Origin of the sequence: Novosphingobium percolationis (assembly GCF_020179425.1) — a bacterium.
Classification (GTDB): Bacteria; Pseudomonadota; Alphaproteobacteria; order Sphingomonadales; family Sphingomonadaceae; genus Novosphingobium; species Novosphingobium percolationis.
Genome location: NZ_JAILYM010000008.1, coordinates 91,945 through 117,642, shown reverse-complemented (window position 1 = coordinate 117,642; position 25,698 = coordinate 91,945). Strand labels below are relative to the sequence as shown.

Genomic DNA, 25,698 nt, shown 5'->3' with positions numbered 1-25,698 from the left:
CGGGCTCAAGGTCATGCGCACGACCAGCCTTGCCGACAGCCGCTCTGCCCGATTCCCGCCCCGGCTCTCCGAGCAGCGCGATGAATGGCAGTACGTTCAAGACGAGATGCGCCAGGGCCGCAAGCTCGCGCAGGTCTATTACGGGGTCAGCGCGCTCTCGCCGTCCCTCGGCCTCGAGCAGGACCTTGCCGTCCTTGCGGATCTCGCGGACCGCGTACTCCCCGCGCTTCAGCCCTAGTTCGCGCACGTCCATCCGCGCGTCGAGCACCTGGCCCACCCGGTAGGTCGAGGCGAAGCGAAGCTCCTCGCGCGTGGTGTTGGCGCTCTGCAGGGTGGTGAGCGTGAGGCCTGGCCCAGTAAGCGTGCCTTCCTTGAGCAATCCCGCCTGGACCCGCGCATCGATCTCGGCGCGGTCATCGCGCCGGCAGTGAAGATCGCGGTCGCCTCGCGCTTGTCGGGGCTGAGCGACAACCACAGCTCGGCTGCGCGAGCGACGTGATCGGGGCCCGCCTCTAGCCGGAGCCTCGTTCAGGACCGAAGCGTCGCGCACGATGTGCAAGGGAATGCGGGCTTCGCGCAGCCGGTCGGCAAGGTTCGCCTGAATGCCGCCGCCGCTGCACACCACCGCCTCGACCGGCTTGAAGGCGAGCATGCGGGCGTTGCGCTGATAGGGCGCCGAAGGTCGCCGCGACGTATCGGGCTTGCACAGGATCACCGGCACATTGTGGCGCGATGCCCAGGCTGCCGCGATCACGTCCGCACCCTTGTTCTGGGCGGTTGTTGCCAGCGCCATCGACGGAACCCGGGCATGGATCGCATCGAGATAGGCTTCTACCAGCGCAATGTCGGTGAACTGCTGTCGGCCCGAGAACACGACGACGGGGCCGGTGGGTGCATACTGCTCGCGCCGCTGCGCTTTCTGTGCCGCGAGATAGTCGCGCGCTTCGATCATCGAAGCATTGGTCCTGGACGAGACCCGCGAGCCCAGCACCGGCGAGAAGGGGCGGCCGGTCTCGACGAGGTAGATCCGCGCGGCATGGTTACGCATGCACTCCATCGCATCGCGGCATTCGGCGAGGCTGCGGGCCTGCATGGTGAGGTCTTCCAGATCGGTCGCGTAAACCTCGCTCGGATCGTATTCGCGCAGCTTTTCCTGGAGCCGGTTCGCCATCGCGTCTTCGCGGTCATTGAGGCGCTTGGCGACGACATGGAAGCTGTTGGCGATGCCCCAGGCGACTTCGCTCGCGAAGTCCTCCATCCGCGTGTCGCAGCTCAGGTCGAAGACGGTCGCGAGCATCATCTCGATCGCCGCCTGCGCTTGCATCGCGTCGGGCATTTCGACAGCGCTCGGCTCATGCTCGATCGAGAGCTTGGCCAGTTCGGTCTGCTCCATGAATGCCCGGGCGTAGTCGGGCGTGGCGATTTCGCGCGCATAGTGCTCGGCAAGGTCGGCAAAGTTCGAGAAACGGTCCGTCATAATAACCTCCAAATGGAATTTTCTCTCATCACGCTGATGAAAGATGCCCATCGGAAAGACGCCGGAGTCAGGCAGTCAGGGACGGCGGCGCGCACGCACTGCCGCCGCGTGTCGCGGGCGTGGGAGGAGCCGATTTTTGCTCGCAAGGCACTAGCCGCAGCAGGCCAAAATCGGGGGGCACCCGCGATCCTTGACGGCCGCCAATCTCCCAGGCGTCATGCTATGGCGATGCTGATTTCGCTCAGCCACCGAGATGAGAGAGAGATTACGGTTTTGCCCCCGAATCCCCGTGCGGGCGTTCGGGGTTAACCGCAAAACTCGATGCCCTCTGCGCTCCGCCTTTGCGCGTTCGAGGAGTCAGACTCAGGCTGGAGGCGGGGCGCCCTGGCTGCGATGTCCGCAGCGCGGCCAGCACCAAAGACGGACCCCTTGCCGGAGACTGTCAGTCGGCCCGCGGCCCGGTGCAGCGCACGGGCGGGGGGGACGGCGACGGAGAGGAGGGCAAGAGTGCCGGCGGCCCATTGCGAAAAACACCGCACCCGCAGGAGCGCGGCTGCAAGTCGCGCGGAACTGAGTGCGTCCAACTTGACAGGGCCGCTCAACCTTGTTGAAGCATGGCTATGGAATTCGACGACCAGATGCGGCGCTTTTTCGGAACCGATGATCTCGGTGCGGTTTCGCCCGAAGGGCTTGCCAGCGGGATCGAGCACATGCGGGTCGAGTTCGGGCTCGAGACCGACAAGGGACGCAGGTTCGCCATGTGGTCGCTGCTCTACATGCTGGGTTCCGCGCCGGACCTTGACGTTGCGTTCAAGGACCCTGCCGACCGCGAAGCGGCGCGGACCTTCATGGACCTGCTCGATAAGGCAAATGCCGGCGAGGACAGCTGATTGCAGCCTGTCCAGGAAAGGCGTCACTCCCCAGCGTGCAACACATAGGGGTGTTGCTAGGCTACCTCGGGTGCAAGCATGGCGCAGAGCCTTTCGAGCGCCGCGAAAGCTTGCTCGAAATCGGGGATGTCACTGGCTCCTGCGAAGGCCATGCTTTCTACAAACTGCCGGTACTCGGCCGCATAGTCCGGATCGCGCTTCACGCGGTCGAGCATCGCCATGAGCCGTTCTCGCGGGGGTAGGTCTTGCACCGCGCCCTGGCCGCGCATCGTATCTGCATGAAGTGCGTCCAGAAGCAGGACCGGAAAATCCGCGCTGGCGCCGGCGACCGTCTCCAAGGCCGAAAGATCGTGAAGGTGGCGCACGATGGTTGGATCGTCGTCGCGGTGGCTGCGATCGCGCGCAATCGAGCGCCAGGCAAAGGCGCTCAGCTTGTCCGCGGCGGTCGACCGGATCAATGCAGAGGATGGCAGGTACCTCGGGTTCCGCTGCACGGAACTGCGCGACAAACGAGGCAATCGATCGTGAGACCGGCTGGAGGGCGGGCGGCTTGGCGGACAGTTCGGCAAGGATGTGCGGGCGCAGCGCCGCATGTCCGCCGAGCTTGGTCGGGTAATTCATTTCGAATTGCAGGAAGGAATTGCCGCTGCGGGCCTCGACTTCCAGATAATTGCCATCGTAGCCGATCCGGCGCCGGATCCGGGCATTCACCGTCAGGGTGCGCCCCGTGGGGACCTGGGTCGAGCGTCCGCTGTTATAGGCTTTGTCGAAGCGCGAGGGCTCGACCGACTTCCTGAGCCGCCTGATGGCTTCGCTCGCCAGCGTGCGAATACCGACAACAGGCGCGGGCTTGCCGGTCAGCGGCGATGGCTCGGCCTTGGCATAGAGGCCATAGCCGATCTGGATCAGGCGGCCGGCCTGGACCTGCTGGCGCAGCGCGCGCCCGACACCATCATAGCTGCCGAACGCGTCAAAATCGGCCCGCAGGAACACGTTGCGCCGGCACCGCCGGACCCGCTGCGCAATGAGGTCTGCAATTGACGAAGCTGAACAGGTCGCCGGACCACCAGATTTGCGGTAACGGCCGCGGCCGACGCGCACCAGCTTACCGGTCTGGGCGAGCTGCTTGAGCGCGCGTCCGACCGAATCGTAGTCAGCCGCCAGCAGGAGCGCGCCGCGATCAACGGTCACATTCTCTGGAATGGAGGCCAGAATCTGGTTCGCAAGCCTCGGCATCGTTCAACCAACATACGACGTTTACGGCATCCAGATAGGCCCAAGTCGTAAAGATTTCAAGCAATGCCTACTGGGCGTCTTCGGTGGGTCGCGCCAGCGGCGCGCGCGACCAGCGTTACCCTGCAAGAAAGCCACTTTGGCAAAATGCAGGGTAAATCTTGCCTCGTGGCGGGTCGGTACGCATGGTCGCGTCTGGAAGCCTCGAAGCTGCGCTGAGGGATTTGACAATGCGACAAGACAAGATCGTCCCGATTGACGCCAACGGTGAGCTCCAGCTTCCGGATGAGGTCATGGCCCGGCACGGTTGGCGACCTGGATCGCGTCTCGTCGCCGAACTGGTTCCAGGTGGCTTGCTGTTGAAGGATGCGCCGCACGAAGATGTTCAGGAAGGTGCCCAAAGCTGAGCCGGACAGGCCGATGGGCCTCGGCTGACATCTATATTTTGTGTGATTTCTATTTGAGGTGCGAAGATCGTTAGGTTGGGTAGAACTTTGCCGGGGGTGGGGCGAGCCCCACCCCCGGCGGAAAAAATCATCGGGATCTCACGATCTGCTCCGACAGGACCTCGTGAGGTGTCCGGAAGCCCAAACACTTGCGCGGGGTTTGGTTGAGGCGCGCTGCGACAGCCTGCAGCTGTTCGTCCGGCACGTCCGCCAAGTCTGTATCGAGGGGCAGGAAACGCCTGAGGCGACCATTGCCGCTCTCGACGTTGCCTTTCTGCCAGGGCGCTGACGGCTTGCAGAAATAGGCATCAACCCCGAGCCTGTTCTTGAGCATTCTGAAGCCTGAAAACTCGGTGCCGCGGTCGAAAGTGATCGTCTGTCGCAAAGCTGGGGGAAGGGGACGCAGGCAGTGTTCGATCCCAGCCATGACGCCACTGGAATGCCGGCTCGGGTTGCGGATGAGCAGCATGTAGCGGCTGCGCCGCTCGACAAGAGACGTCAGGTTCGCTTTGCCAAATTCCTTCCGGAAGGCGACCAGATCACCTTCCCAGTGCCCGAAACTGGCGCGTGATGCGACCTCTGCAGGCCGTTCGGCAATGGTATTGGCCAAGGGAATGTCAGACCGCGAGGCTTGCGCGCATAGCGCCGAAGGCGATTTTTGCGCGCCCGTGGCAAGTGCTGCCACAGACCCAACCGGCGGCCTTCAGGGCTGTAGACGTACTGGTAGATCGTTTCGTGGCAGACCTTGGCGTGACTGCCGCAGGCCCGAGCATAGCCCGCAATCTGCTGGGGCGACCACGCCAGGCGCAGGCCATCGGTGATACTGGCGGCCAGGACCATGTTGCGCGCGATCTTCCCACCGCGCATTCGGCGCGATCGCGCCTTTCGGTGCGCCACCCTTGGGAAATAGCCGCGAAACCATGCGTCTTCATCGTAGAAGAAGTTCCGCTTCAACTCGCGATAAATCGTCGAAACGTGCCGCCCAAGGCGCGCTGCGATCTCCCGGACCGGCCGCCGCGCATCGCGAAAGCGAAAGATCAGTTCACGCACATCCAGATCCAGTTGTGTGGTAGCTTCGCGACATGGGGCATCCTTCCGAGAGAGGCTGTCAAAGTCCCAGAAATCCTCGAAATTCGCACTCCCAGATAGAATCCACCCGCCTACAATCGTCCAGATTGATAATAATCCTTATGTTAAATTAAGCTCCGCCAAGACCCATGTCCCGTGGGTCCACTGCGACGAAAACCGGCGCACAACCACGAGACTATGATGGATCGCGCCAGGACGACTGATCGCGCGGCAAACGCTGCTCGTCGTCTATCCCCTCGATACGATGCGGCGGCACACGGCTCCACGACCACAGCACGAGGTTGCGATCGTCGACCGTCGCGCGCGACGCGAAGCTCGGCACGATCACACCGGCACACCCTAGCGCGATCAACCGGTCCGCGAGCTCCCAAGTCGGAACCGCCTTGCGATCACCGGCCAGACGCTCCCACGCGCACCCGAGCTGTGCCAGCGTCACCCGCGCTGCCTCGCGCACACCAGCATCGGTCAGGTCGAGCACGTCGGATAACTCGGCGCTATAGCTGCAGATGGTGAGCGGCTGCGCCTTGAACGCGAAGCCCTGCTGCGCCTCGAGCCAGGCGGTTTCGAGGCTCAGCGCCGCATAGAAGCACGCGGTGCCGACGCGGTTGAAGCGGCCGCCATGGATCCTGGCGCCTTCGCCGGACTCCGGGTCAAAGGCCCAAGCCGGGTGATGCGCGCGATAGACGAGACCGTCGAACCGGCTGAAGGACAACGTCACCCTGAGGGTGCCTGGCGATCAGGCAAACCCACCAGCGGCGATCCGGCCAAGATAGGCGCGCACCTTCTCGCCGAGGCCCTGGCGAACCAGCTCTTCGGCCGTGGCATCGCCGAACGAGGGCAGCGGCTGCGAGCGATACCAGGCATAGGCGGCCAGTTCGCTGCCTGCCCAAGGGATGACACGGTTGATGATCTCGCTCACCTCGCGCAGCCGCGCCTGAGTGACCACGCTCTGGCTGCGGGCAGCCTTGGAGACCGCATCGCGCGACAATCCGGCCGCAAGCGCCAGCTCAGACTTGGTGATATGCAAGGCTGCCGACAGCCTGTCGGGCGAGACGCCCTTCTCGCCGGTGATTTCGCTCAAAAATGCCGCGCTCGCCATTTGCCTCACCAAATGCCCTTAATTCTGGTCATAATGTGTGGCGCAAGCGATGCCTTGTCAAGCTGACGGCGTTACGATGGCACGTTGCAGCGCAGCAGCAGTGCCCAGGATGGCCGGAGCATGACGCCTCCGCGATGCGTGCCGCTATGCAAGGAAAGCCTCTGCTGCACTCAACCTTCCGGTTCAGCGCCGGCAACCAAGGCGTCCACCTGCGGCACATCGACCGCGCCAAATGCCACTTTGAGCTTCTTGCGCGGCGCCTTCCGCTTGACCGCCGCCTCGTCAGCGGGCGCCCCGCTTGCAGGCTTGCGCTTGACGGGGGCCTTCCTGGCCGGTGCAAGCTTCGAAGGCGCGTCCTGGACCGGTTCGGCCACCTGTGCGGGTGCGCCCAACGGCTTGCGGCCCAGACCAATGCTCAGCGCCAGTTCCTTGCGCCGCGCGGCGTAGTCGGGCGCAACCATCGGGTAGCTCGCAGGCAGGCTCCAGCGCGCCCGATACTCGGCCGGCGTCAGCCCATGGTCGCTGCCAAGATGGCGCTTGAGCACCTTGAGCTTTGCGCCGCATTCGAGGCAGGCGATCGCATCCGGCTTGACTGAGGCGCGTACCGACACAGCCGGCTTGCGCTCTTCGTCCACGACCTCTGTTGCTTGGCCGAGGCGGGCGAGCGAGGCATGGACGGCGTGGATCAACCCCGGCAGATCATGTGCCGAAACCGCATTGTTGCTGACGTGCGCGATGACAATGTCGGCGACGTGATCGAGCAGCGTTTGGGTTTCAGCCAAGGGAGATCCTTTCCATGGAAGCGCGTGATGTTGTCTAGGCGATAAGTATCTCTGGCACCATATCGACCGCGCCTAAAGGGCGGTACCATGCGGTGCGGCCCTGGTTCTTCGGACAGCGAACAACTCGCCTTGCGGGTTTGTATGCACGGCGGACGGTCGTCGCACCGGCGCAGGCTTGCGCAGCAAGCCCAGTACGTGCGGTTTGATCCCGTAGACCGCATGGCGCCCTCCTCCACGGTTCTTGTGGTTCGTTGCATAGCCTGCATAGTGCCGCGTCATCAGGCCGGCACGCACGAGGTCGGAAATCGCCCGGCTGATATTGGCGCGCCCGACGGCCTGGACCTGCTCTTCGACAGCTGCGTCGATCCGGACGGCATCGCGTGCCGCATCGCCAGTCAGTTCCGCAAGGAGTCCTGCCGTTACGCGCGCCCGTAGGGCGGCGCGGCGCGCGGGCTGCTCGGTCATTGGCAGCAGCTTGGTGCACAACCAGTCGCGCAACAGGACGGGTGCCCCTGCCCTCATCACAAAGGGGCCCGCCTGCCCTCGCCTGTCCGCGAGATCGGCGACAAGCTGAAGGACCATGAAGGCGTAACGCGGCCGGTTCGACGCTGCGACCAGGACCGCATAGATGTCCCCGAAATCGGTGATCTGTGGCTCGTTCTCCATGGATCAGTATTGAGCACAAAAGGTGAATCCTGTGAATCCCCTTCCCGTACCGCGCATGTCGTTTGTCGTGCGTGACACTTCGCCCGAGCGGCCTTCGCGAAACGAGACTCATTGGCGCTGTTCCAAGGAGCATATCTCCCGCAAGCCAAAGCAAACGGGGCAGCCTATGGGCAACCGGCACCTGCTTTGCCCTGAAAAGTGTCACTTTGTCCAAGGGTGAAGTGTCACAGGCGGCATATCTCTACCGCTCGCAATCAACCGACTGGAATCAAGTGATCTCCCCATCAATCTCGGAGGTGTGACACCGCCATTTTTTGACTTGGCAAACCAGCGTTCCCTAGAGCCCCAAATCCAACCGCTTTTCAGGCACCCGCGCCTGCATTCCCCGGTGCTTCTCGGGCTCTGCGCGCAAGGAAGCAGGATCGAGACCGGCTGATGTCGCGGACGAAAAGCGGGCAGCTGATCGGACAGTGGTCGGAGGCGGATCGACAACTTTCTCCCCCACCGCTTCCAGCGCGCTGGCCTTGTCACCCCGATTGCCTTCGATGGTCCTGAGCAATGCATCCCTGTCGTTCGTCACGATCTCAAGATTGTCGCGCACGCGCGTTGCCATGACATAGGTCAGACGCTGGTTCGACAGCATGCGTTCGGATGAATGCGTGACCCCGATGCCCTTGTCCGAGGTCATGCCCTGCGCCTGGTGCATGTTGATGGCATAAGCCAAACCAAGCCGTTCGAGCATCGGATCGTCACGACGCAACGTAAAGCTTTCTCCGCGCGCGTTCTCGATGCGCACGCCCTCGGCATCAATGCCCAGCACACGCGCCTGAGCCGAATTGAACAGCGCCCGATCCTTGTCGTTGGCACTCCAACGGATCCGGTCACCTTCATGGATCCGCACTTTCTCGGTCTCATAGAGCGCCAAGGCATCGCGGTGGTCACCGGCCTCGATTTCGCCCGGCGAAAAACGGACACGCCCCCCTGCCCCGTCCCGCAAAGTCACCATGCCCTTGGCGTTGGCCGAGTGCACCTCGTACCGGCCCGCTTCGAGCCCTGCCGGGCGATCTCTGCGAAATACCTCAACGACCTGCCCCTTGCGGTAGGTTTGCGCCATGCGCAGTTCCTCGTGGGTCACATTGACCTTCTGGAGCGTGGTCAGCTCCAACCCTTCCCCGGCGAGAACGCCCTCGGCGCGTAAGCCGGCCTGCACCAGCGCATTGAGTTCGGACCGGGTTTCCCGGCCCGACGCATAGAGCGCGGTGCGCTCCCGATCTTCCGGCGACAGCGCCAACCAGCGTTGTGCCGCTACCGCCCGATATTCGACACCGGCACTGGTCACGCAGTCGCCCAACACCTCGAACGCCTCCCGAAACGCCCCTGCCCGCGCAAGACCCGCAACAGCTTTCATCGCATCGGTGCGCTGACGCAGGCTTTCCTCGAGGTGTGCGATGGCGGGGCCGTGCGATTGGACAAGACTGAAAGCCTTGCCGGCATCGATCGGCTGCAACTGCTTGCGATCCCCGATCATCACCATGCGCTCAACACCCATCCGATTGGCGACGAGGACAAGGTCGTTCATGGCCTCGGTCGAAACGAGCGAGGCCTCATCGAGTACGAGGATCTTGCCGGACAGGGCGTCGCGCGATGCCTCGAGCCCTGACCCGGCGCCCTGCCCGGTCGCAGAGCGATGCGCATGGACAAACGCCGCGACGGTCTCGGCGGCAATTCCCCCCTCCTCGCGCAACATGTCGACCATCTTGTTGGCCATGGCGAGACCAAGCACGCTGCGCCCATGCTCCCCCGCCACCGCCGCGATGCTGCGGATCAGCGTGGTCTTGCCGGCACCGGCAACGCCCTGGATCACCACGAACCGGTCCGAGCTGGACAAGGCAAGAACGCCGGCAGCCAGTTGCTCGGCACTCAATGGATGGTCGCCTGCGACATGCTGGAGACGTTCGACAGCCCGATCGGCCGAGACAACGACAGCGCCCTGCCCCCGCCCGGCATCGATGCCGTCGAGGAGCTTGCGCTCGGCGGCAAGATGAGCGGGCGTGGTCACATGCGTCACCGCGCCATCTGCGCGATCGGAAACACCCGGGATGAGGGCGCCGCTGCCCAGAAGCTGACCGATCCGCGCTTCGACCCGCTCGATGGTCACCCCCTTGATTCCGAGGTTGAGCGACGTGCTGGCAAGCTCGCCAATGGCAAAGGCCGCCTCGCGCTGGCCCATGATCCGCAATGCCGAAGCCACGGCGAGTTCGCTGCGAAAAGCCTGCGGCGACAGCTTGAGGCGGGCAAGACCGTTGGTGGCCAGCGGATCGTCGGGCAGCAGGTATGTGCCGACCGCATCGCGCACGGATCGCAGGATGTCGCCCGCCTGCCGCAGGGTGCCGATCAGCCCTTCCCTGCCCGGCTTGGCAGCGGAGCGCTCGCGCGCCGCCGCCACAAGCGAGGTACCGACGAACCCCAGCTCTGCCGCGCGATCGCGCCACAGGCCCCGCAGTGCCTCGCGGTCTTCAAGGTTGATCTTGTCGTCGCGCGTGCGCCGGGTGATTTCGCGAAGGATACGGGTTTCGTCTGCGCCGCGCCCGAGTTCGGCCGCCTTGGCGAGAATGTCCTGTCGGCGCTGGCTGAAAGCATCGATCACGGCCTTGGGCACGCCCTCGATTTCGAACTGGCCGTGCTTGCCGGTAATGCGCGTCTCGTAACCGAGCTTCTCGATCTCGGTGCGCAGCGCCGCGTGATAGGCGCTGCCGATCGCAGCGCTGTTCTTCCATAGCTCGCCATTCCATAGCGCGCGCCATTGCCCGGCCGCAGTGCGCGTGATCGCGGCGATGACCACGTGGATGTGCGCCTGGGGATCGAGCTTGCGGCTCGTGTCGTGCTGGAACATGGCATAGACGAGGTTGCCCGTGCGCACGGCCTCGCCACTGCGATTGCGATCGTAGCTGCGCGCTTCGGCGAACTTCTTTTCCGCCCAGGCCATGGTCTGACGCACCGCGAGGCGATGGGCGGCGAGCAGACGTTCGTCGCCCGCGACGTAAGCCAGCACGCTTGCTGACTTGGGCATCGAGAAGGTCAGGTCGATGCCGGCCCGGCGATGCTCGTGCGCATTGACCACGGCGCCATCGGGGAGTGCGCCGTTGAGCAGGGTCTCGAAGGTGGCCTTGCCGACCTCGCCGTCAAGGCCCAGCGCGGCAGCCCCCTCCCCGCCCCATTCGCTCATCTCCGAAGCGTGTTCGCCGGTGTAGTAATCGTCCTTCGCGAAATAACTCGCCGCCCCGCCCGCCGATCGCACCGGAGCCACCGACAACATCGCGTCAGTCCCCGATGCCCGGACCGTCGTCGCTGCCGAGGCCCACCTCGGACGCGTCGTGCCCCCGCCGCGCGTGGCGGTCGGTGTAGTCGAAACCCAGCTGTTCCTCGCGCGCCGCGAGCTGCTCGGGCACCTTGCGGGACGCTGCGATCCCGGCTCGCCTGCCGATCGCGGCATCGCGCGCGCTGTCGGCAAGGCGCGGCTCCCCCGTGCTTTGCGAACGCATGTTGCCGATGAGTCCGGCGAGGCCCGCTTCTGGCTGGCTTGGGTTATCCGGTTCGCCGGCAGCGCGCGTATCGGTTTCGCGCTCGCCCGCGGTCACCTCGCGCCGGTCGGCCGCGGTGAACAGGTCATCGGTCAGACGGGCGCGTTCCTCGGGCACGATCTGCCCCGCCACTGCACGCAACTCCGCTCCAGTCCGCGCAGGCACGGGTTCGACGCCGCCCTCCCCTTCCGCAGGCGCGGCGCTGCCGCCCGGCGGCACAAAAGGCGCGGGCCTCAGGCTGGCGCGTCGTCGCCAGGGCTCGGCCACGGCCGGATAGTCGCGCCAGGCAAGGCGGATGCGCGTGGCCGGGAACCCGTCGGGAAACTTGAGGAAACCGTAGAGCGCAGGGAGATTCATGATGTCGTCGGGAATGACGAGCGGCTTGACCTCGGTACGCGGCGTCAGGGTCGAGGCATCGCGGGTGTTGTTGTAGCCGTAGGAATAGGCCTCATCCATCTCGCGGACTTCGCGGTTGCCGATGAACTCGGCGCATACCCGCGCGGTTTCCATGTCGGCGGTCGAGAGGATCAGTTTGGTCCGCGCCAATGCGGCGAGGTTGATGGCGCCCTGCTCGCCGTAGGTTTCTGCAAGCTTGTCGAAACTGTGCATGCCCAACACAAACGCACCGCCAAAGGCGCGCGCGGTCTGTAGGCCATGCTCGATTGCGGGCAGGCGGTGGAGCGCATGGACCTCGTCGAACAGGAACCAGGTGCGCAAGTCGCGGGTGCGCTCGAGCCGCATCAGCGCGTTGACCGCCATGTCCATCCACAGCGTCAGCAGCGCGCGATTGAGTGTGAGGTCGGTATGGGTCGAGGTGATGAAGAGGATCCCGCCATCGCGCGCTTCCGCGCGCATCCACGCGTTGATCGAGAACGGCGCCAACCCGCCTTCGACCGGATCGGGCAGGAAGCGGATGACCTGTGCATTTGTGTTGAACACCGCCCGGATCGATTCCGCCATGCGCGCGGCTTGGGTGGCGGTCAGGGGATCGGCGATGGTATTCTCGAGCATCCGGTGCACGGCGGACAGATCGGCGTGCATCAGGTGATGGGCGATGGCGCCGTTGGAGGTGAGGCCGGCTTCTGCGAGCTTCACGCACATCTCGACGAACAGGGTGCGCGCGGCCATCGCCCAGAAGGGTTCGGCATTGCCGCCATCGCTCGGGATGAGCGCGGCGGCAGCGGCAGTGAAGTCGGCATAGTTCGCGCAGTCGTTGAAGATCGTCCAGGGCGGGCAACGCTCGTCCATCGGATTGAGGATGTGGTCGCGCGAAGGATCGTAGAAGCTCTCGACGAAAGCGCCGGTCAGATCGAAAATCACACAGCGGTGCCCCCGCTCGCGCGCCTGCGCGACGATCGAGCGCAACTGCGTCGTCTTGCCCGCACCGGTCGTGCCGATCAACATCGCGTGGCTCTGCTCGAGCCGCCAGGGGAATGGAACACCGGCCATGTCGTAGGGTGCGGGCACACCCATGGCGAGCCGCCGCGCTGGCGAGGTCGTCGCAACCCGTGCGGCATCAAGGCGTGGATCGATCCGGGCAAGCTCGCGCGCCAGCTCGGCATGGTTGTGCGCGGCGATTTCGCGCAGGAGGACGGACCGCTCGACCAGCATAGCGCCGCGCTCGTGGCGTTCTTTGAGGATCTCGATCCCGCGCCGACGCGACACATCGACGAACCAGATCGAGAGCGGGATCGTGAGGAACGCCGCGCCGATCGCGGCGGCGAACGCACAGTGCATGGCCTTGGCCCAGGCGATGCGGACCGCACTGTTGTAGGGGACTGCCCCCATCGGCACCCGAATGACGTGGTCCGAGGGCAGAGTCAGATTGATCACGTGGGTGGGGTCAAAATCGACCATGTCCCAGGCGAGCGCATAGAGCTTCATCAGCACGAGCTGGATCTCGTGGTCCTCCATGTGGAAGGTCAGGATCAGCGAGGCGAGGATCGTGAAGGCGAAGAAGCCGATCACCAGCGGCAGCTTCACCCCCTGCCAGGTCATCAGCACTTCGTGCGTCAGCAGCTGCGAGCCGCGCGTGAAGTGGCCGGCGTTGCGGATCACCCGCCCCCGCGCCGAGTGGTGCTGGACCGTGGCAGGGCGGCCATCGAAGCGGATGCCGCGCTCACGCATCGTGGTAGGCCTTGAGCCGCTCGATAGTGAGCGCGGGCAGCCGCTCGGCGAATTCGGGGTCGGCCAGGGTGAGCAACCGGTCGGTCGCGGCCTGCGTACTTTCAATGATTGCGATGAGGCGCGTGACGTTGACGCCGTGCCCGGCCTCGACGAACGGGAGCCCCACATCGATCAGCTGGCGGATGATGGCCGAGCGCGACATGCCAAGGCCTGAAGCCAGCGCGTCGATCCGTGCGAACTGGTCCTGCGCGAGCGAGACGCCCACATCCCTGAAGGTCTTCACCAGCGTTCCCTTGCCTTGAGGGAACGTGGTTTCGGTAATCGCAGCGCCGATCCTACGCCGCTGCCGAGATGCTGTCGAACCGAAATCGGGCTGCAGCCGACAGCAGCCGGAAATGGCGTAAATTCAGCACCTTGCGAGAGAAGCCGGTGAACTGCAGCGGGCTGCAGCAAAGGCAAAGGGCGGCAAAATGGCGGATTTCTGCCGTTCTTTGACGACGGCCCCGCCGTGTACGGTGTGCCTTCCAAAACAGCTTCAGAGGGCCTGTGCACGGGGGTTGCGATTCTTGACGGAAATGCCAGAAAACCGGGGCTTTCCGGCAGCACCTATAGCCCGGAGGGCGTTGAAAGGCGAGTAGGCCGGAAGCAGATTTTCCGGCTTTGTTCCGTCCTGGCTACCAAATAGCCATCTCGAGGGGGCAAATTACCAAGAGAGTCAGCGTCTTCAAAAGGCGCTGCCAACGTCGCTTCAACGCGATCTGGAGGGGGGGAAACTAGACAGAAAAAAGGCCCCTGCGGATGGGTCCGCCGGGGCCGGTTTGGGATCGGTATGGTGATCGAAGCGGCGCTACTTCGAGCGCCGCCGGGTGGACCTGGCAGGAGCCGGTTCCGCGGTTTCCTCCAGCGGGAGTTCGGCATCGCCTGCTGCTTTCTCCTTCGCCTTGGCGAGGAAGTCGACCTGCTCGGCGATGATCTCGCAGCCGTAGCGGAACTGTCCGTTCTTGTCTGTCCAGCGGGTGTAGTGGATGCGGCCCGTGACCATGACCAGGGCGCCCTTGGTAACGTGCTCTGCCACTGACTTGCCGACGCCGTTGAAGCAGGTGATCCGATGCCATTCGGTCTCGGTCTGGCGATGACCTTCGACATCCTTGAAGCTGCGAGTGGTGGCGATGGAGAGGCTGGTGATCGAAGCCCCATTCTGGGTGGTGCGGACTTCCGGATTGCTGCCGACGAAGCCTGCGAGGATGACGGTGTTCTTCATAGGGATTTCCTTGTCGTTGCTCTGCTGAGTGTCCAAGGGACCATCCCTTCGACTGAGCCCCGAAAGGTCCGGGGGCGGAGGGGACCGCACCGGAGCGCAGCGCAGGGAAACCCCGCCGGAAGGAGTGGTGCGGGCAGCCGCGCAAGGCGCGGCAACACGGTACGCATCGGCGCGGGTTGCGTGTCCTCTCCGGCTTCGGACAGGGGCGTGTTTCAGTCTCGGAAGGGGATGTTCTTTGGACACGGGCAAGCGGTCGCAACCGGCCGCCGTGAAGAACCGGACGTCACGTCAGGCTGCTCTGACAAGATCCTCGATGCGTGCCTCGCAGGCGCTCTCCACCAGTGCCTGAAGCACCTGCACCCTCCCGGCGATCCAAGCGAGTTCGTCCGCCGTAATGCGGTACGATGGCGCATACCTTGCCTTCACATAGGCATCGCGCAGCAGGGCATAGCATCGCTTCTCGAAGCGCCCTGTTCGCGGCCAGACATCCTTCAATGTTGGCTCAAGTTCCTCGGCCATATCCCTGAGGCGGTTGAGATTGTGAGATTTGGGTGACCAGAGCGTGCGAACGAGGAAGAGACAGTGGTAGAACCGCTCGACCGCTTGGTGAAAGAGGAACGCCGCCTCCTTGGGCATGCCGTTTGTTTGCGCGCTTTTCGCTAAAGTCTCGAAGTTCGTAGCGCTCTTGAACCAGTCATCAAAGTAGTCCTGCGTCTCCCGCAGCGCCTGCTCGCGCGACAGCGGGAGCGGCTCTGCAAAGGAGAAACCCGGTTCCTCGAACAGGACAATGCCATCCTTGAGGATGTCCATGAAAAAGTACCGGCCAAGCCGGAGCTTCTCATTTACGTCATCGAGGCTGTGGTAAATGAGGCTGACCGGCGTGCGCAGGACCGTGCCAGCAGACAGGTCGGCCAGCAGCCGGTTCTCGGTGGCTTCCCAGAACTCGGCAATGTCGGTGAGATCGTCATGGTTCACGACCACAAGCAGGTCATAATCGGAAAAGTAGCGCCCCACCGGATCTTCCACCCAGTCTCCGCGAGCATAGGACCCAAACAGAACGATCTTGAGCAGCTTGCCCATCCGATAGCGCGGCTGCGTCCTATGCGCGATCGCTGCGGCAAAGCCGGCGCGTACGGTATCGACCACGTGCGCGAGTTCGCGCCGCTTGCCTTCGGGAAGATGGTTGCGACCGGATTGCATGACATCTAGAATCGCCGGTTTCGACGTCGCTGCCAAGGGCAAAGTGACTGCTGCACCCTGAGGGTGATTGGTCGACGACTAAAACTCTTCGTCAGATCCGGCGACGCGCGCGGAGGCCGTTGAGGTAATGCCAAAGGAAGACCACCGGCAGGCCGAGGCCGATCGTCCAGTGCGCAAGGCTGGTCCAGGCCCGCAAGTCTTCGTCGCCGACGTAGTACAGCATGTACCCGCTCGCGATCAGCGCGGCGAGAACAACACACAGCGCGACCCCGGCGATCCGCTGATGCCGGTGTGCCCAGCCCTTGGGAATGTGAGCAATGAACATCCCGCCGATGCCCAGCAGCGCCGGGATGAGGAACAGCCCGTGCGCCTTCATCATCCACGGTTCGACGGGGTTCATCTCGGGCCCGAACTCTCCCTGCTTCTGGCCATAATAGTGCAGCAGCAGCCACCCGCAGCCCGACAGCCAGAGGCCCATGCCGCTGAGCGCGAGCAGCCAGATCTGCCAGGACGCCAGTTTGGCCGATCGACGATGAACCATCAGGTATGACTTTCGTGGTGTGGCGTTTGCAGGACATGGCCGCCGCAGGTGGTCAGAAGGCGCTGCGCGAGGGGCATATCGGCCATGGCGACCTTGGTCATGGCGTCGGCGATGGCGCACAGGGGCGCGACCACGGTGACACGCTCGTCGCACAGCACGGAACGCCCCTGCACGCCGATATGCGGCGACTGCGGCTGCCCGCGATGGCGACGGCGGTTGAGGAGATTGGCCGAGCTGGCGATGGCGCAATGGCGCGCGGCCACCGAAATGCGCGCAATATCGTCAGCATCGCGCAGCGCCACCGGCCAATCCCGATCGCCAAACGCGCGCAGATCGCCACCTGCGTTCACCAGCCCTTCGGGCACGCCCATGCCTTGCAGGACATCCACGGCAAGGTCCACGGCATGGCCCTTGGCGATGCCGCCCAGATCGACCAGTACGCACTTTTCCACGCGCACGTGCTGGTCATCAAGGATGGCAAGGTCGGCGCTGGTGCCGCGATAGTCGGAAAGTCGCGCGATGTCGCAGCGCGGCAGGAACCCGCTGCGGACAAGCGCCGGGCCCGCCACCGCCACATCGAACAGGCCACCGCTTTGTCCGTGCAGGTCCAGCGCGAGGCGCAGCACCCGGACCGTCTCGGCATCGAGGCGTACCACATCGCCCGCGCTGGCCTTCCGCAGCAGCGCCAGATCGCTGTCGTCCCGATGGAACGACATGCGCGCGTGCACATGTGCGATGGCCGCAAAGGCCGCGTCCACCGCCGATACGTGCCCCTCCGGGGTCGTGATCTCGACGAACGTACCCAGCAGCGGGCGGCAGCGGGTCATCATGCGCGGCGCAGCAATCAGCCCGCGTGGGCCAGCGCCACAGCGTGGATCGCCAGCAGGCGCTTGACCCCGTCGGTCACATTGCGGCTCGACAGGGTTGCCCCGGAGATGTTGGGGATGTCCTGATTGAGCCGGAACGGATCGGCCAGCGTCTTGCCCCGGAACCTGTCGCGCCAGCGCGGGTCGCGCACTTGCCCGCCCTTGGATTCCCGATAGCTCAGGATCTCGACGCCGAGCACGTGGCCATCGGGCGAAATTCCGGTCGCATAAGTGATGAATTCGTGCTTGCCGATCACCTCGTCCACGATGATCCAGCCGAGCATCGCCGCGCCGCGCTGCGCGCGCCACACCCTGGGCTGCGCGGTGCGCTGCGGCGTGCCCGACATCTGCCGGATTCGTGTCATCTGGGCCGGGGTCAGCGTCAGCGGAATGGCGGTGAACGCCTGCGCTTGCGGGATGAGCGCGTGCTGGGCCTGCTCGACGGTCAGATAGTCGGCGGCCCATGCGGGGGCCGCAACGACCGCCAGGACGGGAAGCGCGGCCAGCACGGGCCAGTTGCGATGTGACACGATGCGACTCCTCAGAAATTCATGCCCAGCTTCAGCCGGAACTCGGTCTTGGTCTTTTCGATCAGGTGCAGGTTGCCAGTCTGCCCCGGATAGCGCTCGCCCCCGCCCTTGAGCTGCGGAAACCATGTCGCTGTCGCCCAGAACTTCTGCCCGCCATAATGGATTGTCGGCCCCGCGAACAGCGACCAGCGCTCCTGCCCGACCTCGGTCTCGTATTCCGAGGTATATTGCGTTTCCGCGCCGACAAACCAGTTGGGCGCCACGCGGTACGTCAGGCCCGTGCCCGCCGACAGTTCGATTTCCATTTCCGGCGTGGTCGGCCAGTCGAAGCCGTCCGGCAGGTTGGCGATCGCCTTGCGGGTTTCGTGCCCGGCCTTCAGCCCCAGGTTGGCGACCCACACGATCTGCCCTTGCCGGAAATACTTCTGCGCGGCGAGAACGACCTTGCCTTCATATTCGGTCTTGTCCTGCCCACTGTGCGGATCGAGCTTCTTGACCTCGGCCGAGGTGATGACCGCCAGCCCGAAGTTGTCGAGCGCCGGGCTCAGCACGTTGAACTTGGCCTTGGCCTCGATGCCCGAAAAGCGCGGGCCCTTGTCGATCGCCGCCGGCAGATAGCCATCGATCAGCAGGCCGTGCGTGTCGATAGTGAGGAAGCTCGCCGCCGCTGACAGCGTGATCCGGTCGGTGACGCCGTATTCCCCTTCGATTTCGGTATCGAGCGCCTTGTATGTCCCCTGGCCCTTGTCGGTGCGCAGCGTGTTGAACACGTAGATTTCACCGGATCCCTTGGGTAGCGTCTCCGCGCCGGTGTTATAGCCGAAGAGGTTCTCGTCGGCATAAGCCGCCGTAGGCAGCAGCATTGCGCAGGCACCAGCCAGCATTCCCGTCCGCAAGCCGCGGCAGGACCGTCCATCAATATTGTGCATCGGGAAAAACCTTCAGATCAGAACATGTAGCCAAGGCCCAAATTGAACCGGTTGTTGTCCTTGTTTTGGAAGAATTTCTGATAATCTACCTTGACCACCACCGAGCGCAGCGGGTGGAACGACAGACCCGTCGTCAGCACCCGGTCGCGGTTTACGGGATCGGACAACAGGCCCAGCGGCAGCACGGCCTGCGTGTCGAACTTCTCGTAGCGCACGAACGGGTCGAGCGTCGCCTCGCCGCCCAGCGCGATGCTGTACGCACCTTGCGCGTACCAGCCGTAGAAGGCCGAAGGCGCCAGCGTCAGAACGGTGCCGTTGGCCGCGTTGTAGGCGGCGACCACGCCATCGAGCGCGGCGGCGCGGCTGACCGTCCCGCGCGCATAAAGCGCCTGGAAGTCAAAGCCCTTGTGCTGCCAGCGGCCATGCACGTCCCACAAGGTGATGCGCGACGTGATCCCGGAGAAGTCTGGCAGGGCGTTGTCCGCCTTGAAATCGGCGTTGTTGTGCGTGGCATTGCCGCTGAACACTGCCCCGCCGACAAGCAGGCCGGGCACGCCCTGATATTCCAGCGAGCCGTAAAACGACAGGTTCGACGCCTTGGCCAGCTGCAATTCCTGGTGCGATCCGGCAAGCGGCGCGCCCGCATCGTCGAGCTTGGCGATATCGAAGCCGGTCGTCACGCCCACGTCGTAGTTCAGCCCGAACGGCGTGCTGCCATAGAGGCTCACGCCGCCTTCGCGCCATGTCGACGGGATGATCCGCGTCTCGACCTCGTTGCGTTCGACGCCATAGAACACCGGCGGCTCGTGACTGCGGTTGAGGAAGCCGAACGGCATCAGGAACAGGCCGGCCTTGAGGTTCAGCGACGAATTGATCGCATAGTCGAGATAGGCCTGCTCGATGGCGACCTCGCCCTCGTCCCCGGCGCTGGCGACCGCGTGTTCCACCTCGATCTCGCTGGTGAAGCTCAACTTGTCGCTGAAGCGGTGGCCGACGAATAACACAAGCCGCTTGAGGTCGGCCTGGTTGCGGCTGCTGTCCTTGAGGTAACCGTTGTAGGTGATCTCGCCATAGCCGCCGATCGTCGTGTCGGAGCCAAAGGCTGCGCCCGATCCGGCCCTGCCGGCATTGACCGCCAGCGCCTGCGTCGGCGCGGAGGCTGGCGTCGTGCCCTGATCGACCACCGGGGGCGCCGCAACAGCGAGCGACTGCGCGGGTTCGGATGCCGCCCGCAACCGCGCCTCGATCTGTTCGAGGCGCGCGGCCTGCGATGCCAGCAGCTCGTTCTGTGCTGCCACTTGCGCCTTGAGCTGCGCGACCTGCGCTTCGAGCGAAACGTCTGCGGCGATCGCAGGCGTGGCGGTCGCCAGGCATGTCGCCGCGAGCAGTGCTGCGATCTTCTTCATTCAATCCCCCTTCGAGTCCCGCCCTCCTAACGAGATTGATAATCGTTCGCAATATCTTGTTGCTGAATCGTATCTAAATGTGTCTAATGCCGCCAACCCCGGATCACGCAATCCAACCCTGCGGCCTGGCGCGCGCAGGCTCATCCGTGACTTCCGGAACGCAGAAATTTGCGACTCCGATTGCGTTCTTACGATCAGGCCATGACCCGTTGGCCGGGCCAGAGTGAGCAGCCCCTAGATTTCTGGACGCCGTCCCCCACAATCGGCTCAACATCATTCATCCTTAGCCAGGCGACACCGCGGCATCCCAGGCTGCCAGCAAGGCCAAACGGTCTGGCGCGCCCAATCAACCGCCACGGACTGAAGGGGACTCCATGGAGTGGCAAAAACATAGAAAGATAAGCCTTTTTTCATCGCGCGCGGCTGTAGCAAACGTTCACTAAATGCGGACAACGCGCTCCAAGGGCGCATACGACCGCAGCCGTTCGTGACAGCGCACGGGCAGCGCGAGCGCGCGCGCAGGCAGGCGATGCGGGCTTGCATCGCTTATCATTTCAACTAGACACCCCCTGCCTGCGGCGACATTCCGCAGGCACAAATGATCGCGCCGGTGCCCGAAAGGGCTTAAACGGGAACGCGGTGAGGATCGGCTTCGTGCCGGTCCGAAGCCGAGGCTGTCCCTGCAACTGTAAGCGGCGAGCGCGATGCAACCGCTTCCCCTGGAATCACGGGGAAGTAGCCACTGGGCCGGACGCAGAACCATGCGAGGCCTGGGAAGGCATGCATCAAGCGATGACCCGCGAGCCAGGAGACCTGCCGGCGTCTGGTCGCTCTTGCCCTGGCCCAGGGGATGGCCAAGGCACGGTGAACTCCGTCTGAGCGACGTTCAACCACCGGCACTCGTCGGGCGACGGCAACGTCGCGCGCGCGGGCGTCCGGTTCAGTCGCAAGATGCCGGAGCACTTCGTATCGTGATCAAGCCCATTCTTCCCGCCAGCGCGCTGGCGCTGTCCCTCTGCACCACGCCATGCCCTGCCAACGCAGCCGAAGACGACGCGGCAGCCGCCGGCATCGTCGTGTTCGGACGCGGCGAAACCAAGATCGGCACCGCCCATGCCGCAAGCGAAGGCAGCGTCGGCGGGGCCGACCTGCTCGTGCGCCCGCTGCTGCGCGTGGCCGAACTGCTGGAGGCCGTGCCCGGCATGGTCGCTGCGCAGCATTCCGGCAGCGGCAAGGCCAACCAGTACTTCCTGCGCGGCTTCAACCTCGACCACGGATCGGACTTCACCACCTATATCGACGGCGTGCAGATGAACTTTCGCACGCACGGGCACGGGCAAGGCTACCTCGATCTCAATGGCCTGATCCCCGAAGTCATCGCCCGCGAGGACTTCCGCAAAGGCCCCTATCGCGCCGATGGCGGCGATCTGGCGCTGGCCGGAGCCGCGTACATGGCTACCGTTGACGGGTACGATCGGCCTTGGGCCTCGCTTGAAAGCGGTTCGTATGGCTGGCGCAGGCTGGCGGCGGGCGGAACCATGCACCATCTGGGCGCAGGCGACCTGACGCTGGTGGGACAGGCCAAGATCTATGACGGACCATGGCAGGAGCCCGAGCGGCTGCGCCACTATGCCGGCTTCGCCAAGTATCGAGCGCCGGCAGGCAAGGGAACGCTGGAAGCATCGCTGCACGCCTATCGCGCCACATGGCGGCCGACCGAGCAAATCCCCGAGCGCATCATCGGCACACCGCTCTGCCCCGACGTGTTCTGCTCGCCCGATCCATCCGCGCGGGGCGAGACCACGCGCCTGATCGGCAACATTGCGGTGCAGCAGCCGACATGGCACGCCAACGCCTATGCCCAGTTCTACGACTGGTCGATGTTCTCCAACCCGACTTATGCCGATCCCGACGGGACCAGCGCGCAGATCGCGCAATTCGACCAGCGCTGGATCATGGGGCTTACCGCACAGAAGAACTGGTCGATCGGCCCCGCGCTGACGCTGTCGACCGGCATCGAGAGCCGGTACGATGCGATCGGCAACGTCGGCGTGAACCGGACGGTCGACCGGCGGTTCCTGGCATCGCTGGGCCACTACCGGGTCAAGGAACTGTCGACCGCGCTCTATGGCGAAGCGACCTGGGCACCGATGGCCGGACTGCGCCTGACGGGCGGCCTGCGTGGCGACTACTACCGCTATTCCATCAAGGCGCGCGATGCCGCCGCGGCGGCGCTGGGCCAGGGGGATGGATCGGCATTCCTGGTCTCGCCCAAGGCGTCTGTGTCCTGGGCCGTGACACCGCATCTGGAAGTCTATGGCAACTGGGGGCGTGGCTTTCACTCCAACGACGTGCGCGGCACCGTCAACGCGACAACGCCGGTTCCGGCGCTGGTACGCGGATCGGGTCGCGAACTGGGCGCGCGGGCGCAGTTTTCCGGCGTAACGCTGACACTGACCCGTTGGTGGCTGGGCGTGGACAGCGAACTCCGCTTCGTCGGCGATTCCAACGCGGTGGAACCGTCGGGGGCCAGCCGCCGCAAAGGGTATGAGGCCACGGCCTTCTGGCGGGCGCTTCCATGGCTTGCGCTGGATGGCAACTACACCATCAGCCATGCGCGCTACGACAACGGCGACCACATCCCCAATGCCTTTGAAGGCGCCGCGTCGGCAAGCGTGGCCGTGATCCTTGACCCCTGGAAGGCCAGTGTACGGGTCCGCCACCTCGGGCCTTCGCCGCTGATCGAGGACAACAGCATCCGCGATCGCGGCAGCACGGTGGTCAATGCCCGCGCCGCATGGACCGGCAAACGCATCGAGCTTTACGGCGAAGTGCTGAACGTGCTGGCCAGCAAGGACAAGGACATCGCCTACTACTACGAATCCTATATCCCGGCCTTTGATGCCGATGGCCCTGCGGCCGGTCGATTGAGCCGCGTGGTGGAACCGCGAACGCTGCGCTTTGGCGCAAAGGTCAACTTCTGATGGCCGCGCTTCTCAAGCCGCGCGACCGCGCTCCGGCTTCCACCCCTTCCCTTCGCCGCAGGATCGGCTGGCTGTTTGCCGGGCTGGTCGGCGCCAACCTGCTGGCGTGGATGTGGGCGTTCAGCCTGTTTCATGCACAGCCGCTGATGCTCGGCACGGCGCTGCTGGCCTGGGGGCTGGGCCTGCGCCATGCGGTCGACGCCGACCACATCGCCGCCATCGACAACGTCACCCGCAAGCTGATGCAGCAGGGCCAGCGCCCGATCTCGGTCGGGTTCTGGTTCGCCATCGGGCACTCCGCGATCATCGCCGTGGCATCGACCACCATTGCGCTGACCACGACCGCATTGGCGCAGTTCAGCGCCTTCAAGGACATCGGCGCGCTGATCGCGACATCGGCCTCTGCCCTGTTCCTGTTCACCATCGCGGCGATGAACCTCGTGATCCTGCGCTCGGTCTGGCGGACGTTCCGGCACGTCCGCGCCGGGGGAACCTACGTCGAGGAGGATCTGGACATCCTGACCGGATCGCGCGGCGTGCTGTCGCGCGTGTTCGGGCGCCTGTTCCGGCTGGTGGCAAAGCCATGGCACATGGCCCCGCTGGGGTTCCTGTTCGGGCTGGGGTTCGATACCGCGACCGAAGTCGCCATCCTTGGCATGTCGGCCAGCCAGGCGGCCAACGGCCTTTCCATTGCGACCATCCTGGTGCTGCCCGCGCTGTTCGCCGCCGGCATGGCGCTGATCGACACGGTCGATGGCGTGGTCATGCTCGGCGCCTATGAGTGGGCGTTCGTGAAGCCGATCCGCAAGCTGTACTACAACATCACCATCACGCTGATTTCCGCAGCGGTCGCGATCGTGATCGGCGGCATCGAAACGGTTGCGCTGATCGGCAGCAGGTTTGCGCTGACCGGCTGGCCATGGAGCTTCGCCGCCGATCTGGGCACGCATTTCAACAGCCTTGGCTTTGCCATCATCGCCCTGTTCGTGGCCTGCTGGGTGGCCAGCTTCGCCATCTATCGCTGGAAGCGGCTGGACGAAATAGAGGTTTCGACGACGCCTTAGCTTGCGAGGTGATTGCATCGGCCGCGATACCCCGCTAGATCGCCCCATGAAGGCATGGCCTTGGCTTGGCCTTCACATGATCGCGCCGGTGCCCGGAAACGGGCTTAATCGGGAATGCGGTGCGGGAAGCGAACCTTCCCAAATCCGCGGCTGTCCCTGCAACTGTAAGCGGATAGCGCGATGCACTGGCCTCCTTCGAGGGGCAGCCACTGGACGGCGCACGCGCCGGTCTGGGAAGGCGTGCATCAAGCTGTGACCCGCGAGCCAGGAGACCTGCCGGCGCACCGGTCGCTCTTGCCTTGGTCCAGGGGATGGTCACGGCACGGTAACTCTCCGTCTGAGCGACGAAGCTGTGTGGCTGGGGCTGCACGGGTTGCGTGGTCACGGGCGCTTCGTCGCGCCCGCCCGTCGTCGCGCACCGACCGGACCTGTCCGGCAAGCCCCGCCCTGTCTCGCTCTGGCGCGCGGGAGAGTTGTACGTGTCCGATCTTTCGAAGGTGCCCGTCACCATCGTCACCGGCTTTCTCGGCGCGGGGAAGACCACGCTCATCAGCCACCTGATCCGCAATGCCGGGGGGCGCAGGTTGGCCGTGGTGGTCAACGAATTCGGCACGCTGGGCGTGGACGGCGATATCCTCCAGTCGTGCGCCATTCCCGATTGCCCGGCCGAAAACATCGTCGAACTGGCCAATGGATGCATCTGCTGCACCGTGGCGGACGATTTCATCCCCACCGTGGAAAAGCTGCTCGCGCTCGATCCGCGTCCCGATCACATCCTGATCGAGACATCGGGGCTGGCCTTGCCCAAGCCGCTGCTCAAGGCCTTCGACTGGCCCGCGATCCGCAGCCGGATCACGGTCGACGGCGTGCTGGCGCTGGCCGATGCGGAAGCCGTGGCCGAGGGGCGGTTCGCGCCCGATGTGGCGGCGCTGGACGCGCAGCGCGCGGCCGATCCGGGCATCGATCACGAAACCCCGCTGTCCGAAGTGTTCGAGGACCAGCTCGCCTGCGCCGACATGGTCCTGCTGACCAAGGTGGACCTGGCAGGGCCGGAGGGCGTCGCTGCCGCGCGCGCGGTGATCGCTGCAGAGGCCCCCCGCCCCGTGCCGGTGATCGAGCTGGTCGACGGTGTGGTCGATCCGCGCGTGATCCTCGGCCTCGATGCCGCCGCCGAAGATGACATCGACGCGCGCCCCTCGCACCACGACGGCGAGGACGATCACGAGCACGACGATTTCGACAGCACCGTGGTCACGCTGGGCGAGATTTCCGACCCGGCCGACCTCGTCGCCCGGATCGAAACGCTGGCGCGCGATCACCGCATCTTGCGCGTGAAGGGTCATGCCGCCGTGACGGGCAAGCCGATGCGACTGCTGGTGCAAGCGGTGGGGTCGCGCGTGCGACATCAGTACGATCGCCCCTGGCGCGCGGATGAAACCCGTCGCACCACGCTGGTCGCGATCGCCGAGCGCGACCATGTGGACGTGGCCGCCATCGAGGCCGTTCTCATCCGCTGAGCCCCGCGCG

Annotated in this window: 21 protein-coding genes, 2 pseudogenes and 2 riboswitches; of the genes and pseudogenes, 6 read left to right on the top strand and 17 right to left on the bottom strand. The window is 64.7% G+C overall.

What is annotated here, in order from left to right; translation table 11 throughout:
- Positions 1-484: 484 nt before the first annotated feature.
- Positions 485-1,477 (bottom strand): annotated as a pseudogene (locus K3A84_RS18290) (DUF2493 domain-containing protein); the annotation flags it as partial.
- Between the two features lie 620 nt (positions 1,478-2,097).
- On the opposite strand from K3A84_RS18290, the gene K3A84_RS18285 reads away from it, so the two are divergent.
- Positions 2,098-2,367: a PilW family protein gene (locus tag K3A84_RS18285; protein WP_225010921.1), complete on the top strand. Its 270-nt coding sequence runs from the start codon at positions 2,098-2,100 to the stop codon at positions 2,365-2,367.
- Positions 2,368-2,423: 56 nt separating this feature from the next.
- On the opposite strand, the gene K3A84_RS18280 is transcribed toward K3A84_RS18285, so the two are convergent.
- On the bottom strand, positions 2,424-2,825 hold the full coding sequence (locus K3A84_RS18280; protein ID WP_225010920.1) for a nucleotidyl transferase AbiEii/AbiGii toxin family protein: 402 nt from the start codon (positions 2,823-2,825) through the stop codon (positions 2,424-2,426).
- A 133-nt stretch (positions 2,826-2,958) separates the two neighbouring features.
- Between K3A84_RS18280 and K3A84_RS18275 the strand changes: the two genes are divergently transcribed.
- Both K3A84_RS18275 and K3A84_RS18270 read left to right on the top strand, forming a co-directional pair.
- On the top strand, positions 2,959-3,408 hold the full coding sequence (locus K3A84_RS18275) for a hypothetical protein (RefSeq protein WP_225010919.1): 450 nt from the start codon (positions 2,959-2,961) through the stop codon (positions 3,406-3,408).
- Positions 3,409-3,830: 422 nt separating this feature from the next.
- Entirely contained in the window at positions 3,831-4,007 is a 177-nt protein-coding gene (locus K3A84_RS18270) for an AbrB/MazE/SpoVT family DNA-binding domain-containing protein (RefSeq protein WP_225010918.1), read from the top strand.
- 127 nt (positions 4,008-4,134) lie between these two features.
- Here the strand turns inward: K3A84_RS18270 and K3A84_RS20685 are convergent.
- From K3A84_RS20685 to K3A84_RS18190, 15 genes and pseudogenes are all read right to left on the bottom strand, one after another.
- Positions 4,135-5,108, bottom strand: a pseudogene (locus tag K3A84_RS20685) (IS30 family transposase).
- A 202-nt stretch (positions 5,109-5,310) separates the two neighbouring features.
- A complete protein-coding gene (locus K3A84_RS18255; RefSeq protein WP_225010917.1) occupies positions 5,311-5,853 on the bottom strand; it encodes an RES family NAD+ phosphorylase in 543 nt (180 codons plus the stop codon).
- A gap of 18 nt (positions 5,854-5,871) precedes the next feature.
- Positions 5,872-6,216: an antitoxin Xre/MbcA/ParS toxin-binding domain-containing protein gene (locus tag K3A84_RS18250; protein ID WP_225010916.1), complete on the bottom strand. Its 345-nt coding sequence runs from the start codon at positions 6,214-6,216 to the stop codon at positions 5,872-5,874.
- A gap of 188 nt (positions 6,217-6,404) precedes the next feature.
- Positions 6,405-7,016 carry a MucR family transcriptional regulator gene (locus K3A84_RS18245; protein WP_225010915.1) on the bottom strand — a complete coding sequence of 204 codons (612 nt, stop codon included), beginning with the start codon at positions 7,014-7,016 and terminating at the stop codon, positions 6,405-6,407.
- A gap of 72 nt (positions 7,017-7,088) precedes the next feature.
- Entirely contained in the window at positions 7,089-7,682 is a 594-nt protein-coding gene (locus K3A84_RS18240; RefSeq protein ID WP_225010914.1) for a hypothetical protein, read from the bottom strand.
- 337 nt (positions 7,683-8,019) lie between these two features.
- Positions 8,020-10,998, bottom strand: a complete 2,979-nt coding sequence (gene mobF / locus K3A84_RS18235) for a MobF family relaxase (protein ID WP_225010913.1) — start codon at positions 10,996-10,998, stop codon at positions 8,020-8,022.
- 4 nt (positions 10,999-11,002) lie between these two features.
- A complete protein-coding gene (locus tag K3A84_RS18230) occupies positions 11,003-13,390 on the bottom strand; it encodes a type IV secretion system DNA-binding domain-containing protein (RefSeq protein WP_225010912.1) in 2,388 nt (795 codons plus the stop codon).
- Positions 13,383-13,673, bottom strand: a complete 291-nt coding sequence (locus tag K3A84_RS18225; protein ID WP_169494907.1) for a ribbon-helix-helix protein, CopG family — start codon at positions 13,671-13,673, stop codon at positions 13,383-13,385. Before K3A84_RS18225 ends, K3A84_RS18230 begins: the two co-directional genes overlap by 8 nt.
- Positions 13,674-14,237: 564 nt before the next feature.
- Positions 14,238-14,651 (bottom strand): single-stranded DNA-binding protein, encoded by a 414-nt coding sequence (locus tag K3A84_RS18220; protein ID WP_225010911.1) that lies wholly within the window; start codon positions 14,649-14,651, stop codon positions 14,238-14,240.
- A gap of 288 nt (positions 14,652-14,939) precedes the next feature.
- Positions 14,940-15,851 (bottom strand): HEPN domain-containing protein, encoded by a 912-nt coding sequence (locus tag K3A84_RS18215; RefSeq protein WP_225010910.1) that lies wholly within the window; start codon positions 15,849-15,851, stop codon positions 14,940-14,942.
- 91 nt (positions 15,852-15,942) lie between these two features.
- Positions 15,943-16,392, bottom strand: coding sequence for a hypothetical protein (locus tag K3A84_RS18210; RefSeq protein WP_225010909.1), 450 nt, complete (start codon positions 16,390-16,392; stop codon positions 15,943-15,945).
- Positions 16,392-17,222, bottom strand: a complete 831-nt coding sequence (locus K3A84_RS18205) for an FAD:protein FMN transferase (protein ID WP_225010908.1) — start codon at positions 17,220-17,222, stop codon at positions 16,392-16,394. The genes K3A84_RS18210 and K3A84_RS18205 overlap by 1 nt, the downstream gene beginning before the upstream one ends.
- 14 nt (positions 17,223-17,236) lie before the next feature.
- Complete coding sequence (locus tag K3A84_RS18200; RefSeq protein ID WP_225010907.1) at positions 17,237-17,788, bottom strand: FMN-binding protein; 552 nt, start codon at positions 17,786-17,788, stop codon at positions 17,237-17,239.
- Positions 17,789-17,799: 11 nt separating this feature from the next.
- Positions 17,800-18,651 (bottom strand): DUF6662 family protein, encoded by an 852-nt coding sequence (locus tag K3A84_RS18195; RefSeq protein ID WP_225010906.1) that lies wholly within the window; start codon positions 18,649-18,651, stop codon positions 17,800-17,802.
- Positions 18,652-18,734: 83 nt separating this feature from the next.
- On the bottom strand, positions 18,735-20,123 hold the full coding sequence (locus K3A84_RS18190) for a porin (protein ID WP_225010905.1): 1,389 nt from the start codon (positions 20,121-20,123) through the stop codon (positions 18,735-18,737).
- 593 nt (positions 20,124-20,716) lie between these two features.
- Positions 20,717-20,958, top strand: a riboswitch (cobalamin riboswitch).
- Positions 20,959-21,094: 136 nt separating this feature from the next.
- On the opposite strand from K3A84_RS18190, the gene K3A84_RS18185 reads away from it, so the two are divergent.
- The 3 genes from K3A84_RS18185 (at position 21,095) to cobW (ending at position 25,688) form a co-directional block, all read left to right on the top strand.
- Positions 21,095-23,107, top strand: coding sequence for a TonB-dependent receptor (locus K3A84_RS18185; protein WP_404823181.1), 2,013 nt, complete (start codon positions 21,095-21,097; stop codon positions 23,105-23,107).
- The gene (locus K3A84_RS18180; RefSeq protein WP_225010904.1) at positions 23,107-24,171 is read left to right on the top strand and encodes a HoxN/HupN/NixA family nickel/cobalt transporter; all 1,065 of its coding nucleotides are present in this window, start codon (positions 23,107-23,109) and stop codon (positions 24,169-24,171) included. Before K3A84_RS18185 ends, K3A84_RS18180 begins: the two co-directional genes overlap by 1 nt.
- A gap of 69 nt (positions 24,172-24,240) precedes the next feature.
- Positions 24,241-24,466: riboswitch (cobalamin riboswitch) on the top strand.
- A 184-nt stretch (positions 24,467-24,650) separates the two neighbouring features.
- Entirely contained in the window at positions 24,651-25,688 is a 1,038-nt protein-coding gene (gene cobW, locus K3A84_RS18175; RefSeq protein WP_169495180.1) for a cobalamin biosynthesis protein CobW, read from the top strand.
- Positions 25,689-25,698: the final 10 nt, after the last annotated feature.